Origin of the sequence: uncultured Ralstonia sp. (genome assembly GCA_913056305.1) — a bacterium.
Taxonomy (GTDB): domain Bacteria; phylum Pseudomonadota; class Gammaproteobacteria; order Burkholderiales; family Burkholderiaceae; genus Ralstonia.
On sequence record CAJXMR010000011.1, the window covers coordinates 42,242 to 58,080 of the forward strand.

7 protein-coding genes and 1 pseudogene are annotated in these 15,839 nt (G+C 64.7%); 5 read left to right on the top strand and 3 right to left on the bottom strand.

Annotated features, from left to right (window positions below; translation table 11 throughout):
* Positions 1-2 precede the first annotated feature (2 nt).
* Together QZ609_RS03745 and QZ609_RS03750 are read left to right on the top strand one after the other, a co-directional pair.
* On the top strand, positions 3-2,258 hold the full coding sequence (locus QZ609_RS03745; protein ID WP_024569774.1) for a Piwi domain-containing protein: 2,256 nt from the start codon (positions 3-5) through the stop codon (positions 2,256-2,258).
* Positions 2,255-3,469 (top strand): hypothetical protein, encoded by a 1,215-nt coding sequence (locus QZ609_RS03750; protein ID WP_017515576.1) that lies wholly within the window; start codon positions 2,255-2,257, stop codon positions 3,467-3,469. The genes QZ609_RS03745 and QZ609_RS03750 overlap by 4 nt, the downstream gene beginning before the upstream one ends.
* An 864-nt stretch (positions 3,470-4,333) precedes the next feature.
* On the opposite strand, the gene QZ609_RS03755 is transcribed toward QZ609_RS03750, so the two are convergent.
* On the bottom strand, positions 4,334-4,516 hold the full coding sequence (locus QZ609_RS03755; RefSeq protein WP_295491252.1) for a hypothetical protein: 183 nt from the start codon (positions 4,514-4,516) through the stop codon (positions 4,334-4,336).
* The gene (locus tag QZ609_RS03760) at positions 4,513-5,709 is read right to left on the bottom strand and encodes a serine hydrolase (RefSeq protein ID WP_295491254.1); all 1,197 of its coding nucleotides are present in this window, start codon (positions 5,707-5,709) and stop codon (positions 4,513-4,515) included. Before QZ609_RS03760 ends, QZ609_RS03755 begins: the two co-directional genes overlap by 4 nt.
* A gap of 112 nt (positions 5,710-5,821) precedes the next feature.
* On the opposite strand from QZ609_RS03760, the gene QZ609_RS03765 reads away from it, so the two are divergent.
* The 3 genes from QZ609_RS03765 to pbpC all read left to right on the top strand — a co-directional run bounded on the left by QZ609_RS03765 (position 5,822) and on the right by pbpC (position 15,677).
* Complete coding sequence (locus QZ609_RS03765) at positions 5,822-6,724, top strand: LysR family transcriptional regulator (protein WP_295491256.1); 903 nt, start codon at positions 5,822-5,824, stop codon at positions 6,722-6,724.
* Positions 6,725-7,465: 741 nt separating this feature from the next.
* A complete protein-coding gene (locus tag QZ609_RS03770; protein WP_295491258.1) occupies positions 7,466-13,294 on the top strand; it encodes an alpha-2-macroglobulin in 5,829 nt (1,942 codons plus the stop codon).
* On the top strand, positions 13,230-15,677 hold the full coding sequence (gene pbpC, locus QZ609_RS03775; RefSeq protein WP_295491260.1) for a penicillin-binding protein 1C: 2,448 nt from the start codon (positions 13,230-13,232) through the stop codon (positions 15,675-15,677). Before QZ609_RS03770 ends, pbpC begins: the two co-directional genes overlap by 65 nt.
* A 40-nt stretch (positions 15,678-15,717) precedes the next feature.
* Here pbpC and QZ609_RS03780 read toward each other — a convergent pair.
* Positions 15,718-15,839, bottom strand: a pseudogene (locus tag QZ609_RS03780) (glutamine cyclotransferase); the annotation flags it as partial.

Below are 15,839 nucleotides of genomic sequence, written 5' to 3' on the forward strand. Positions count from 1 at the left end.
CTATGGGACGACAGCTGCAGCTCAATTTCACGCCGCTGCGAGTGCGCGGTGATGCCATTCGGCTGCAGGCGTTGCCCTTTGAGGACGCGCAGCAGTTCCGGAATCTGCGCGACGAGCACCGCGCGCACTACGCCGTGACCCGTCGATCAGATCACATCGTGGCGCTGCCGCTTACTTTGAATGCGTCGCCCATCGGCGAAGAAAAGATTGTTTCGGTGGTTGAGCATGCTTCGCTCATCCGGCCGCTGCTTGAGCAGCGTCTCGTGACCTTGCTCAGTTCCAATCGGCGACCGGTGGCGCGCTATAACCCGATTACCACCATAGGGCGCACCTTGCCGACGGGCTTCATCGAAGCCGACCGGCATCTTCATCTGCAATCGCGGGTCTTGATCGCGATCCGCTCGTTAAAGCTACCGGACGCAGAACCACTCGGTCTCTTGTGGGACATCGAGATTCAGAAGACTTGCGCAACCAGCCTTGCCGTGTTGCATGCGCAAGGCGTTCGGCTGGATGGGTTGACGGTCGAGCGCCTGGTGCCGGTCGAAGATGTGCGCATGCTGCCCTATCGCCGGCTGGTGGGTCGAGTCGGCGCGCTCACGGACGGCCACGCGCGCCTGTCCGAGCGGTTTCAGAATGTAGAGGAGTTGCTTCCACTCGACGAGCTGTACCTGGAGGCCTCACCTGAGAATCTTCGGCACCTGCTGCAGCACTTCATGCGGAATACGTCGGGCAGGGTGCAGGGCAAGATCGATGAGATCGTGTTCGAGAACAGCAGAGGGCGTGCGCGCATGGAGCACATTGCCCGGATTTCGGACTGGCTCCGCGGCCTCGGCGAGATCGAGCTGCAAGAAGGTCTCAGCGTTGGCATCGGCAACCTGCTGAGCGAGAAAGATGCGCAGAACTTCCCCCGTTTCACCGAGGGCACGACGCCGACCTATGTTTTCGACGCCGGGACGCTCAAGTCGGAGTCGCGGGCTGCGGTCGGTCTAAGCAAGTTCGGTCCCTACAGTCGCCACGTCTTCACGCCCACGCGGCCTAATGTCTGCGTGATCTGCGACCGCGCGCGGCGTGGTCAATTTGAACTGTTCCTTCGGAAGTTTCGGGATGGCCTAACGGTCGACGGCAAGTCACTGCCATTTGGGCGAGGGTTTCTCGGCATCTACGGACTGCAGGACATCAACCTGACGTTTGTGGAGGCCGACGCCTTCACGGCCGACGCCTATCATGCGGCTGCTTCCAAGGCGGTCCGGATGGGCGCCGAGGGCGCGCCCTGGCATCTGGCCTTGGTGCAGACCGAGCGAGACTCACGCCAATTGGCGCCGCCGAAGAATCCGTATCTGGTGGCCAAGGCGGCGTTTCTCTCCAATCAGATCCCCACGCAGTTCGTCGCGTTCGAGACGTTCTCGATGGCGCCGCTCAATCTCGCCTACACCCTTAGCAATCTCGCCCTTGCGGTCTATGCCAAGCTCGGCGGCATTCCCTGGTTGATCAAGTCGGATAAGGGTATCGCGCACGAGGTGGTCATCGGCCTAGGCAGCGCAGCGATTGGCGAATCCCGCTTTTCAAGGAAAGAACGCATTGTCGGCATTACCAGCGTCTTTCGCGGTGACGGCGGCTATCTGCTATCGAATCTGTCGAACGCTGTTCCCATGTCGAAGTACGGAGAGGCCCTGACCGAATCATTGCAGGCCACCCTTCAGCGCGTGCGCAACGAGATGAACTGGATCAGGGGCGATTCGGTACGCGTGATCGTTCATGCGTTCAAGCCAATGCGCAATACCGAGGTGGAATCGGTCAAGGCGGCGTTGAAGGAGTTCTCTGAATTCGATCTGCAGTTCGCCTTCCTGCACGTCAAACAGGACCATCCGTATCTGCTGTTTGACGATGATTCCATCGGGACCAAGGGCAGGGGAGAGAAGACGCCGGTTCGAGGTCTTTTTGCGGAAGTCGGACACAATGAGACCTTGTTGACGTTGACGGGGCCGCAGCAGCTCAAGCGCCCGACGGATGGCCTACCCAAACCGCTACTGCTAAGCCTGCATCGCGATTCGACGTTCACGGACATCATCTATCTCACCAAACAGGTCTATTGGTTTTCGAACCATTCCTGGCGCAGCTTCCTGCCGGCGGCGATGCCGGTCACCATCTACTACTCCGACCTTGTCGCGGGTCTCTTAGGGCGGCTTGACCGTTTGGGTAGCCGGTGGAGTCCGAGTGTGATGCTCGGCAAGATCGGCACAACGCGGTGGTTTCTATGAGCGCCGGCAACCCGATGCTGCACGAAGCGCTGCGCGCAGTAGCGGGGCAGGCCGAGACACTGACGACTGCGGGCCCGCTGTCGATTGCCTTTTATCACTGGGTGCTCGCCGAAGGGTTGTCCACCCAGCAGAGCGCCGCGATGGCGCGGGACCTGTGCGAAGAGATTTCCGGCGGTGGTCGGTCGATTCATGCCGTGGCGGCTTTGGGGTTCCTGCTGAGCATCGATCCGACGTTGAGTGATGCATGCCGCGACTCATTCGCGCAGGGCGTGGACTGGCTGATGGGGCGTAGAGGCGATTCCCAAACGGCTCTCGTCAGTCTGATGCAGCCGTTAGCGCATACCGGCGTTCTGGTGGGTTTGTTGGCCACATCCGATGATGTGCGGTGGTCGAAATTCGGCGCATGGTTCGCGTCGCTCTATGCAAAGCTGCAGCCGCTGTTGCCGGCGGAAGTCGGCTGGCGCCATGAACTGCTGTCCATGATCAAGACGCGGTCCGAGGTGGGATTGAAGGGCGAGCTGGCGGTGGTGCCCGCCACCGCGGGCGCAGCTATTTACGTCGCACGTCGCTTGGCGGATGCTTCGCCGGCGGTCGATAACGACTTTGCGTCGCAGTTGCTTAGCCGCATCAAGTCGGTTGTTTATGACGACCCTGAACAGGCGGCCTTGGATCTGGCAGCGTTTCACTATCTCGCCCAGGGCGCGGCGCAGATCGATCTGCGCGCACCGAGCCTAGACGATGTCGGACTGCTGCTTCGCCGGCTCCCATCCGGGTTGCGTCGGTGGACCTGGGACGAACAGAAGAAGACGCCGAACTCGACCGCGCAAAAGTGGGCGGTTGAAAACGAATATCACTTTCAGAATCTTCTGTGCGCGGTGCTTTCGCCAGTGTTGCCCGATCTGCGTGATGAAGAGTGGCTTGCGTCGGTGGGGCAAAAGAAACCGCGGGCAGACTTAGTAGTCCCGTCGCTGCACCTGGTGATCGAGGTCAAGTATTGGCGAAAAAGCAGCACGCCGCAGGACCTGATTTCGCAGATTGGTGAAGACGTCAGCCTTTACCTGAAGCGGGGCAGCCCCTATCGCAAAGTGCTTCCGATCATCTGGGACCAAGGACGACGCACAGAGCAATACGACCTGCTTATTGCGGGACTTAGTGAGATTCGCGACGTGGTCAGCCCGGTCGTTATCGCTCAACCGGCGTTTATGGTTTGAGCAGTGTCCACACAAAGCCAATGAAATTGCATGAAGAGAGGAGACCCGAATGAGTAGTTCGAACTGCCCACTTGAGGAAGGCGATCGCATCGATCACAAGCTCTTCGGATTCGGAACTGTCGTGGGCGCACCTGTTCCCATGGTGGGCCCTGACCTCCGAAGCGCCAGTGGCGTCCGCGACGCCGGCTGGAGCGTTCCGGCCAAATGGGACGACCCGACGCGGACCGCCGGTGCCGTGATGCACCAGGCGCTACGCAAAGTGTCATCGCCTGACTCGCGGCCCTTCGGCCACTGGGATCGGCAGTGGCAGCCTCTGCTGCAGGCTTGGCTAGCCGCTCGACGCGACGTTGAACAGTTGTCGTCAAGCTTCCGGCCCGTACCCGAGCCTGATGCTTTGGCACGAATGCAGGACGTTGAGAGAAAAGCCTTCGAAGCGATGCGGCACTTTTGGGACGCCGAGCAATCGGGGGAGCATCCCTAGACGCGCTCCAAGTCCCAGCGACCGGATGGTGCTCGCCTGCCTGCGCTTACGTCGGCTGACGGTTGGGGATTTCTCCGGTATCCTGAGAGCTGATTGATGATGGTGTCGAAAACCCAGCTCCCGCGCAAAGCGCTCCATCTCCCGCGCCAGCAAAAGATGGTCGCCCTTGACGGTAAAAGCGACGGTAGTGCCCCATGTCGATCAGGCCCAATCCCTTTAACCACGCGGGTTTGCGAGGCTCATTGATGATCGAGTGGGAATAATTCCGCCTCTGGCAGCCACCGGCATCCGGTGGCGCCAACTTCCTGAAAGCCCGCGTCCTAGCGGGCTTTTTTTTTCTGCTTGGTTCCGGCAACAATAGGCAGCGTGCAGGGGCAAGCCGGTCAGCCTCCTTTTGTAGCCAAGCTGTACGCAGCCCTGCCTCGGCGCCCAAAGCAAAGCACCTTGGTCGCGATCAGTACCATCGCCAGCGCTGCAAACACCCAGCCACCGACCACGCCAAATTCGTTGGTGTAGAGGCAGAACCGCCTCAACGCGATGAGGAACAGCGCGCGCCCGGCGTTCATCGCTGCGCCTCCGCCAGCCCGGCATAAACGGCATCGCGCAGTTGCGTCACGAACGCGCCGGACATGCCTTCCAGCGCGGTATTGGTCAGGGCCACGACACTGAGCTTGCGTGCGGGGTCGACAAACCAGGCATGCCCATAGGTGCCGCCCATGCGCCACGTCCCCACCGACTCCGGCGATGCGGCCGCCACCGGATCCTTCAGCACGGTAAAGCCCAGGCCGAAGCCACACCCGGGCCAGTAAGCCATCGCATGATCCCCGATCTGGTTGCGTGCCATCTCGTCGACCAAGCTCGCCGGCAGCAGTGGCGCGCCGCCCGTACGCAGGATTTCCAATAGACGCAGCAGATCCCCCGCGCTGCCGACCATGCCCGCGCCGCCGGAGGGGAAAGCGGCAGCATCCAGCGCGCGATGGGGAGCGAGCCGGAAGCCTGCCGTGCGGTCGACGAAGGGGATGTGGTCCGCGTCCGCCAGGCGTCGCGGCGCCGGTTGTGCGTTGGCATAGGCTGCCGTCAAGCGCTGCGGATCGACTGCCACGAAGGCGGTGTCGTCCATGCCCAGCGGTGCGGTCACGAGGGTGCGCACGGCCTGATCCAGGCGCGCCTCTGCGACCCGTTCGATCACGGCGCCCAGCACATCCGTGGCGATCGAGTAGGCCCAAGCCGTGCCCGGCGCATACAGTAGCGGCGCCTCCGCGATGCGGCGCAGGTTCTCATCCAGGCCGAACTGCACGCGGTCCATGCCGTCAGACACGCCCGCGCGCGCGTAGAACCCGCCTTCTGGTTGGAAAAAGCGATAACTGAGGCCCGCCGTATGCGTCATCAGGTGCCGGATCGTGATGTCCGGCACCGTGCCGTCGGGCAGGCGCGGGCGGAAGGCGGGAAGCCACTGGTCGACCCGGTCGTCCAGCCGCAGGCGGCCTTGGGCGATCAGCGTCAGGGCTGCTGCCGAGACGATGGGCTTGGAGACCGAGGCCAGGCGGAAGAGGGCATCTTTGTGCATCGGGCGGCCGGCTTCCCGATCGGCCAGTCCAGCGGCGCGGTGGTAAATCCGTTCGCCATCCTGAGCGATCAGGATCACCGCGCCGACCAGCCGGCGTTCAGCCAAGGCTTGGTCGATCACCGAGTCCAGGCTCTGTGGCAAGGCGCGCGGGAATCGGGTTCGCTGCGGGGAAACGGCGTCTGCTAGGGACATGACGGCACTCCGTAAAGGGATGAGCCGAATGTTAAGCAGGCCTGTACCGAGGAGAAAAGAAGCTATAGTTCTTGGTTATGCGGACATTAATGTCCTTAATTGAGGGGCCGCCGTGGAGAGTTTGAACAGCTATGCCGTCTTCGTGCAGGCGGCGGAGAGCCGTAGCTTCGTGGCGACTGGGCGCCATTTCGGGATCTCCGCCTCCGCCGTAGGCAAGAGCATCGCCCGCCTGGAGCAACGCCTGGGCGTGCGCCTTTTTCATCGCAGCACGCGCAGCATCACGCTGACTAGCGAGGGCGCGATGCTGTTGGAGCGCAGCCGCCGAATCCTGGGTGAGGTGGACGCCATGGAGCAGGCGCTGTTGCAAAGGACCCAGGCGCCCCGCGGCCGCCTGAAGGTCAGCCTGCCCGTGGTCAGCAATTTGGTCCTGCCGGTGCTATCCGACTTCATGGCGGCCTACCCCGAGATCGAGCTCGACCTGGAGTTCAGCGACCGCCTGGTGGACGTGATTGATGAAGGCTTTGACGCCGTGGTGCGCACGGGCGAGCCGGCCGATTCGCGCCTTGCCGCGCGTCGGCTCGGTACTTTTCGCCAATATCTGGTCGGTGCGCCGACGTATTTCGAGCGTCATGGCGTGCCCCAGCGGCCCGCGGACCTGGCGATTCATCACTGCCTGCACTATCGGTTCGCGCACACGGGCAAGCTGGAAGTCTGGCCGCTTCGCACGGAAACCGGCGCTGTGCCGGAACTACCGACCTCGATGAGTTGCAACAACATCGAGACGCGCCTGTGTTTCGCACTGCGCGGCCGCGGCATCGCCTACCTGCCTGAGTTCGCCGTCCGCGAAGCGCTGCGCGAAGGCCACCTGCGTTGCGTGCTGGACGATTTTCTCGACGCGCGGCGCCAGGTCACCCTGCGTGTACTCTGGCCTTCAGGCGGTCCGCTGTCGCCCAAGCTGCGCGTCTTCGTGGATTTCCTCGGCGCTCGTGTATTTCCGGAGGCGATACACGGATAGTGCCAGTTCATCGCCTCGCAATTCACCCATTGCCAACATCAGTAAAAACTCTGTGCAAGTCACGTTAAAGCGACGGTAAGCGTCCGGTCGACTATGGCAAATTCCTTTAGCTACGCTGGTTTTGGCGATCTAATGATGATTGAGTGGGCGTCATGTTCTTCTCCACGGCATTGGAGAAAGCTCGCTTTGTGTGGGTTTTCTTTGTTCATCAAAACCATGTAAGAAGGGTGTCGGGAATGGTTTGAATCATTGATAACGCGCGATGACATATTTGACCGGGGCGCACACGTGAGTGGTGCTGGCCCTTTCGATATGCATGAATTGGAGGCGCCTGGATATACCCAATATGGAGGGGCTGCGGGGTAAGGGCGCCGACGAGCGACGCGTGTTGCCAAAACGTTGTTTTTCTTGCCGCACGCATAGGCCGTCGAATATTTTCCCGGCGGCTGATGGATAATTTTGCGTGCACTTGGACCCCAGGAAATAGGGGATGCCAAGACGCGACAAACTGAAGACACAGGGGCGTGCCTGAACGTGGCAACGTTCTGCTAAGGAATAATAACAATGGACTTGCTGCGTTTTCTGCTGCGGTTGCCCGTCCGGGTCATTGGTTTCCTGCTGTCTTTGATTGCGCGGAGTTTGCGCCCCATATTCGGCAGCATTGCCTGGTCGGCGCCTGCATGGATCCCCGCAACGGCGGCCGTGGCACGGCGCCGGCCATGGCATCTCGGTGGCGGCGTGGTGGCCGCTATTGCACTGGCCGTGGCCGGCGCCTTCGGCTGGCACTGGTATCAGCACCGCCCCAAGCCGGTCGAGCCCGAGCGCATCACCTTCAAGGTCAGGGCGCCCGCCCTCACGAGCTATGCGGACGACGAGGGCAAGCCCAAGGTCACCATCCATCCGTTGGAGATCGACTTCTCGCGCTCGGCGGCGCCGATCGAGCAGGTCGGCAAGCCGGCCGGCAACGGCATTTCGATGCAGCCGGCCCTCAAGGGCGAGTGGACGTGGGTCAATGACCGCACCCTGCGCTTCACGCCCGCCGCCGACTGGCCAATCGGCGCGCACGTCGAGGTGAACTTCGACGTAGCGCAGGTCTTTGCGCCGCACGTGCTGCTGGCGGACAACCATCTCGACTTCAACGTGCCGGCATTTGACGTGCAGTTCGGCGCCAGCGAGTTCTACCAGGACCCGCAGAACGCCGCGGCCAAGAAGACGATCTTCCCGATCAAGTTCAACTACCCGGTCGACGCCGCGCAGTTCGAGAAGCGCATCGCGCTGGTGATGGTCGGTCGCGACGGCAAGTCGACCACGCCGCTGCGCTTCAGCGTGACCTACGACGCGGCCAAGCTCAACGCGTGGGTGCACTCGCAGCAGCTCGATGTTCCTCGCGACGATCTGTCGGCGCGGCTGACGCTGGACAGCGGCGTGCGCAGCGCCCGTGGCGGCGATGGCACCAAGGCGCCGCTGGAGGCCTCCGTGCGCGTGCCGGGCCTGTACAGCCTGACGGTCAACCAGCTCTCGCCAACGCTGGTCGACAACGACCGCTATGAACCCGAGCAGGTGCTGCTGGCGGAGATGAGCGGCGCGGTGCGCGGTAGCGATCTCGCTGGCCTCGCGAAGGCCTGGGTACTGCCCAAGCACAAGGCCAGTGCCGGCTGGCCGGACTACGAGCAGCAGTACCAATGGGCCGTGAGTGACATCAGCGAAGACGTGCTGCGCCAATCGCAGCCGCTCAACCTGGAGCTGACCGCGACGGAGGGCGAGTATGCCCCGCTACAGAGCTTCAAGTACCGCGCGCAGCCGGGGCAGCGCATCTATGTGCGGGTCGAGGCCGGTCTGAAGTCATTCGGCGGCTACCTGCTCGGCAAGCCGGTGCAGCAGGTATTCGATGTGCCGGATTATCCGAAGCTGCTGCGTTTCATGGCCGACGGCTCGCTGCTCTCGATGAGCGGCAGCAAGCGCATCTCGGTGGTGTCGCGGAACCTGCCGGGGATGAAGCTGGAGATCGGCCGGGTCATGCCCGACCAGCTGCAGCACCTGGTGAGCTTCAACCAGGGCAGCTATGCGCGGCCCGAGCTGGCCTACAACTTTGGCGAAGACCACATTGTCGAGCGCTTCGAGCAGAAGCTCGCCTTCCCGGAAACGGAAGCGGGCAAGGCGCACTACGAAGGCATCGACCTGGGCCAATACCTGAAGAACGGCAAGCGCGGCGTCTTTCTGCTGCATCTGTCGGGCTATGACCCCGCCAAGGAGAAGAAGTCGGTCGATGGCGATGCGCAGTCCAGCGGTGACGCCGATAACAGCGCCGATGCCGAAGCCGGCAACAACGATGGCGACAGCAACAACAGCGGCGGCGACGGCCAGGTGCCGACCGACACGCGCCTGATCGTCGTGACGGACCTCGGCATGCTGGTCAAGCGCGCGCTGGACGGCAGTCAGGACGTGTTCGTGCAGTCGATCCGCACCGGGCGTCCGGTGGCCGGTGCGACGGTGTCGGTGCTGGCGGTCAATGGCCAGGCGCTCTACACGCAGACGACCAGCGCCGACGGCGTCGTCCACTTCCCGACCTTCAAGGGCCTGGAGCGCGAGAAGCGTCCCAAGCTGTACATCGTCAAGAAGGGCGACGACCTGTCGTTCCTGCCGATCGCCAGCCATGACCGGCAGCTCGACTTCTCGCGCTTCGATGTCGGCGGCGAGCGCAATGCAACGAACCAGGGCCAACTGTCGGCCTACCTGTTCTCCGACCGGGGCATCTACCGGCCGGGCGACCAATTCCACATCGGCCTGATCGTGCGTGCCGCGAGCTGGGCGCGCAGCCCGGCCGGCGTTCCGCTGCAGGCGGAAATCGTCGACCCGCGCGGCATGACCGTGAAGCGGCAGCCGGTGACGGTCGACGCCTCGGGTTTCACGGAGCTCGACTACACCCCGTCCGAGACGGCGCCCACAGGCACCTGGGCGGTCAACCTGTACATCACCAAGAACGGCCTGGCCGTCGATGCACCGATCGGCAGCACCACCGTGCAGATCAAGGAGTTCCTGCCCGACCGCATGAAGGTCGAGGCCAAGCTGTCGGCGCAGGTGGCCGAGGGCTGGGTCAAGCCGGATCAGCTCAAGGGCATCGTTGATGCGCAGAACCTGTTCGGCACGCCGGCGGCCAACCGGCGCGTGACCGCATCGCTCACGCTGCGGCCGGCCTGGCCGTCGTTCCGCAGCTGGCCGGGCTACCAGTTCTTCGACGCGCGGCGCGCCAAGGAGGGCTATACGACCCAGCTGCAGGACGGCAAGACCGATGATAAGGGGCATGCCGAATTCGACCTCGACCTGAAGAAGTACGCCGATGCCACGTATCAGCTGTACTTCCAGAGCAAGGCGTTCGAGCCCGAAGGAGGGCGCAGTGTGGCCGCCAACGCGCAGGGGCTGGTATCGAACAACGCATGGCTGGTCGGCTACAAGTCGGTCGACGACCTGGGCTATGTGAAGCGCGGCAGCCCGCGCACGGTCAAGCTCGTCGCCATCGACCCGAATGCCAAGGCCATCGACCTGAAGGACCTGCGCGCGCAACTGGTCGAGCTGCGCTATGTGTCGGTGCTGACCAAGCAGGACTCCGGCGCCTACAAGTACGACTCGCGGCTCAAGGAAGTGCCGATCGACGAGAAGCCGCTGGCGATTCCCGCCGCCGGGCTCGACTACGCGCTGCGTACCGACAAGCCGGGCAACTACGCGCTGGTGATCCGCAACGCCGACCGCACCGAGGTGAACCGCATCCAGTACCTGGTGACGGGCGAGGCCAACGTATCGCGCTCGCTCGATCGCAACACCGAGCTGCAGATCAGCCTGAGCAAGCACGACTACAAGCCGGGCGAGTCGGTGGAGGTGGCCATTCGCGCGCCGTATGCGGGCAGCGGCCTGATCACGATCGAACGCGACAAGGTCTATGCGCAGGCGTGGTTCCATGCCGATACGACCAGCTCCGTGCAGCGCATCACCGTGCCCGCCGGCTTCGAGGGCAACGGCTACATCAACGTGCAATACATCCGCGATCCGTCGTCCGACGAGATCTTCATGAGCCCGCTGAGCTACGGCGTGGTGCCGTTCTCGGTCAACATGGATGCGCGGCGCAATGTGCTGAAGGTCGATGCGCCGGCGCTGGTCAAGCCAGGCGAGACGGTCAACTTCGACGTGCACTCGACGCGGCCGGGCAAGGTCGTGGTGTTTGCCGTGGACGAGGGCATCCTGCAGGTGGCGCACTACAAGCTGGGCGATCCGCTCAAGTACTTCTTCCGCAAGCGCATGCTGGAAGTCGGCACCTCGCAGATCCTCGACCTGATCCTGCCGGACTTCGAGAAGCTGATGTCGATGGCCGCCCCGGGCGGTGACGCCGACGACGCGATCGGCCGGCAGCTCAACCCGTTCAAGCGCAAGCGCGACAAGCCGGTGGTCTACTGGTCGGGCATCGTCGAGGTGAACGGAGACAAACGCCTGAGCTACACCGTGCCGGATTACTTCAACGGCAAGCTGCGGGTGATGGCGGTCTCGGTGTCGCCCGATCTGGTCGGCACCTACGAGGGCGCGACCACCGTGCGCGGCGATTTCGTGCTGTCGCCGAACGTGCCGACCACGCTGGCGCCGGGCGATGAGGCCGAGGTCAGCGTGGGCGTGGCCAACAACGTGGCCGGCGCCGGCGACAAGCCGATGCCGATTGCCGTGGCGCTGAAGGTCGGGCCGCAGCTGCAGGTGGTCGGCCCGGCCACGCAGAACCTGACGCTTGCCGCGATGCATGAAGGCGTGGCGCTGTTCCGCGTGAAGGCCACCGACACGCTGGGCTCGGGCAACCTGAGCTTCAGTGCACGCGCGGGCGGCAAGGCGGCGCAGCAGGCGGTCGACGTGTCGATCCGCCCAGCGGCGGCCTTCCGCACGCAGCTCGACGTGTCGCGCATCGATGCCGACAAGAAGGAGAAACTGCCGAACCTGCGCAAGATGTACGACGCCTATGCGGCACGCGAGGCGAGCATGTCGACCGGGCCGCTGGTGCTGTCGCAGGGGCTGGCGTCCTACCTCGTCAACTACCAGCACTACTGCAGTGAGCAGCTGGTCAGCGCGAGCGTGCCGCGCCTGTTTGCGGCCAAGTGGATGTCGACGCCGTCGCTGCGCAATGCGCTGCAATCACAGCCTGTCGACGACAAGGGCGCGAACGCAGCAGCCATTGGGCAGTTCCTCGATGTGTTGCGCGCGCGGCAGAACGGGCAGGGCGGCTTCGGCGTGTGGACGGCGACGCCGGATGCCGATCCGTTCGTGTCGGCGTATGCCATGCACGTGCTGATCGATGCGCGCGAGCGTGGCATCGCGGTGCCGAAGGAAATGCTGGACGCAGGCACCCAGTACCTGCAGCAGCTTGCCGCCAACGAGCGTCTCGGCACGCTCGACCAACTGCGGCAGCGCGCCTACGCGGTATACCTGCTGACGCGCCAGGGCAATGTCACGACCAACAGCCTGGCAGCTGTGCAGAAGCGCTTGCAGGACGCCTTCCCGAACGACTGGAAGAGCGACCTGGCCGCGGGCTGGCTGGCGGCGTCGTACCAGCTGCTCAAACAGGACAAGGAAGCCGCCCGGCTGATCGCCGGACCGCAGGAGGTGCTGGAGCGCAAGCCGTCGCGAGATGAGCCGTATAGCTATGGCTATTACTTTGATCCGCTCACGCGTGATGCCAGCGTGCTGTACCTGCTGGCCAAGCACTTCCCGGACCGCGCGCAGGCGCTGCCGCCACGTGTGCTGGACAACCTGGCCGGGCCGATTCAGCACAACCGGTTCAACACGCTGTCGTCGGCCATGACGATCCTGGCGCTCGACGCCTATGCCTCGCAGAACGCCGCCGGGCTGGACAAGCTGGCGATCGAGGAGGTGCGCGCGGACGACAGCGCGAAGGACATCTCGTCGGCGCAGGGCAGCGTGATGCGCTCTGGCACGTGGAGTGCGGCAGCATCGCAGCTGCGCTTCGTCAACGGCAGCAGCCTGCCCGCATGGCAGATCACGAGCCAGACCGGCTATGACCGCACCGCGCCCACGCAGGCGATCAAGAACGGGCTGGAGATCATCCGCGAGTACACCGATGCGAGTGGCAAACCGCTCGACAAGGTCACGCTCGGCCAGGAAATCGACGTGCACCTGAAGATCCGCGCGACCGACAACAAGACCCTCGGCAACGTGGCGATCGTCGATCTGCTGCCGGGTGGCTTCGACCCGGTCACCACGCCGCCGCCCGTTACTGACGCGGCGGACGGCGATGCGCAGGCTGGTCAGGATGCCGCCGCCAACGCGGCACCGGCACCGTGGCGTTCGCCCGTGGGGCTGCCGGGGTCGACCTGGCAGCCGCAGTACGCGGACGTGCGCGAAGACCGCGTGGTGATCTACGGTAGCGCCAGCGGCGACGTGCGCGAGTTCGTCTACCGGATCAAGGCGACCAACGCGGGCCGCTTCATCGTGCCGCCGGCCTATGGCGAGTCGATGTATGACCGGCGCGTGCAGGCGCAGTCGGCCGGCGGCGCGGCGCTCGACGTGGTGCGGGCGCCGTAAGGTGTGGCGCGCGTTGGGCGGCTGGCTGGTTCGGTGGCAGAACTGGCTGGCGGGGGGCTTGCTGATCGCGGCGGTGTTCGCGGGGTGCCGGCTGTGGCCGCATCCGCCGCTGCGCGAGTGGAAGCCCTCGTCGATCGCCGTGCTCGACGACCAGGGCCGGCTGCTGCGGCTCGCGCTGGCCAAGGACGACCGCTACCGGCTGTGGGTGCCGCTCGACCAGATGTCGCCGCAACTGGTCGAGGCGGTGCTGCTGCATGAAGACCGCTGGTTCCACTGGCACGCGGGTTTCAACCCGTATGGGCTGGCGCGTGGCGCGTGGGTGACCTACGTGCGCGGCGGCAGCCCGCAGGGCGGCTCGACCATCACGATGCAGCTCGCGCGGTCGCTGTGGCAGCTCAATACGCGCACGCCGCTCGGCAAGCTCAAGCAGGTGGCGCGTGCCGTGCAGCTGGAGCTGTTCTATTCGAAGCGGCAGATCCTGGAGGCGTATCTGAACGATGCGCCGTACGGCCGCAACGTTGAGGGCGCCGGCACGGCGAGCCTGGCGTACTTCGACAAGCCGGTCGGCAACCTGACCCTGCCCGAAGCGCTGGCGCTGGCCGTGATTCCGCAGGACCCGGTGCGGCGGTTACGCGGCGCACCCGCGCAGGACCAGATCAACCGGCAACTGACCGAGTCGCGCAATCGGCTGTATGCGCGCTGGCTCAAGAACCATCCGCAGGACGCCGCGCTGCAGCCGCTGTTTGCGTTGCCGCTGGCAGTGCGGCCGCTGATGGCGCTGCCGTTCGAGGCGCCGCATGCGGTCGATCAGGTGTTAGCGGCGCGCCGTGCCCTGGGCGATTGGAACGGCGCAGACAACCGCGACGCGCGCGTCGCCACGACCCTCGACCTCGACCTGCAGCACGTGTTGGAGCGCCAGATCAACCGCTATGTCGCGCGCAACGGCGGACGCGGCATCCGGAACACTGCAGCGCTGCTGGTGGACACGCGCGACATGGGCGTGAAAGCGCTGGTCGGGTCGGCCAACTTTTTCGATCGCGCGATCCAGGGGCAGGTCAACGGCACGCTGGCGCGCCGCTCGCCGGGGTCGACGCTCAAGCCGTTCATCTATGCGCTGGGGTTCGATCAGGGCGTGCTGCATCCGCAGACGGTGCTGCGCGACGTGCCGACGTCGTTCGGGCCGTACTCGCCGGAGAACTTCGACGGGCATTTCCTGGGGCCGATCACGGCGACCGACGCGCTCAACCGTAGCCGCAACATCCCGGCCCTGTGGGTGGCGTCGAAGCTGCACCAGCCTGATCTCTATCAACTGCTGCAACAGGCCGGCGTGAGCCGCTTGGCCAGTCCGCAGCACTACGGCCTCGCGCTGGTCCTGGGCGGTGGCGAGGTCACCATGCAGGATCTGGCCGGCCTCTACGCCATGCTCGCGAACGACGGCATGTTCAAGCCGCTGCGCCTACGCGCGGACGCCCCCACGGAGCCCGGCACGCCCCTGCTGAGCGCGGAGGCCAGCTTCATGGTGCGGGACATGCTGCGCCAGCACCTGCGCCCCGACGAGACCAGCGGCGCGCAGCCCTCGCGCCTGCCGGTGTACTGGAAGACCGGCACGTCGTGGGCGTTCCGCGATGCGTGGACAGCCGGCGGGTTCGGCCCCTACGTGCTGGTCGTGTGGGTCGGCAATTTCGACAACACCGCCAACGCCTCGTTTGTCGGCGTGGATGCAGCGGCACCGCTGTTCTTCCAGATCGTCGATGCGCTGCGGGCCGAGCAGCCGCAACTGGCGGAGCCCGCGCGGCGCTTGCCGCCGAACGTCAAGCGCGTGCAGATCTGCCTGGCCAGCGGCGACTTGCCGAACCAGTGGTGCCCGCAGACCGGCTCGACGTGGTTCATCCCGGGCGTTTCGCCGATCCGGGTGAGCAGCGTGCACCGGCCGGTGGTCATCGACGATGGCACCGGGCTGATGGCGTGCCCACCCTATGCCGGCAAGCGCACGCATGAGGAGGTCTACGAGTTTTGGCCGACGGATCTGCAGCAGGTCTTCGCGCAGGCGGGCATCCCGCGCCGCAAGCCGCCGCAAAACCCGGCGTGCCGCGCGACGGGCGAGGTGGAGGGCGATCCGCCGCAGATCACCTCGCCGGTGCGGGGCAGCATCTATGCGGTGCGCGTCAAGCAATCCGCCGAGACGCGCATCGCCTTCAACGCCACCGCCGATGCGAGTGCGCATGCGCTGTACTGGTTCGTCAACGATGCCTACGTCGGCAGCACGGCGGCAGGCGCGACCCTGTTCTGGCAGCCGCCGACGGCGGGCGAGTACAACGTGCGCGTGGTGGATGATCACGGCCGGGGCGATCAGCGGCGGTTGCAGGTGCAGCTAGTGGACTAGCCGTGCCTCTGCATGGCGTGCTGCCGGGGCGCGTGATCGATCATTCGGCTGCAGCTTTGGCCGATGCCTTCTTGGGGCGACGCACGGCGCGTATCTTCCCGCTGGTTCCGCCACCGCAGAAAAACTGATCGCCCCCATCCGACTCCAGCCCTGACACACCCA

Bases quoted from the DNA above. Each gene is read 5' to 3' on its own strand.
- QZ609_RS03755 (WP_295491252.1), bottom strand. From the start codon at position 4,516: ATGAACGCCGGGCGCGCGCTGTTCCTCATCGCGTTGAGGCGGTTCTGC.
- QZ609_RS03750 (WP_017515576.1), top strand. From the start codon at position 2,255: ATGAGCGCCGGCAACCCGATGCTGCACGAAGCGCTGCGCGCAGTAGCG.
- pbpC (WP_295491260.1), top strand. From the start codon at position 13,230: ATGACCGGCGCGTGCAGGCGCAGTCGGCCGGCGGCGCGGCGCTCGACG.
- QZ609_RS03760 (WP_295491254.1), bottom strand. From the start codon at position 5,709: ATGTCCCTAGCAGACGCCGTTTCCCCGCAGCGAACCCGATTCCCGCGC.
- QZ609_RS03745 (WP_024569774.1), top strand. From the start codon at position 3: ATGGGACGACAGCTGCAGCTCAATTTCACGCCGCTGCGAGTGCGCGGT.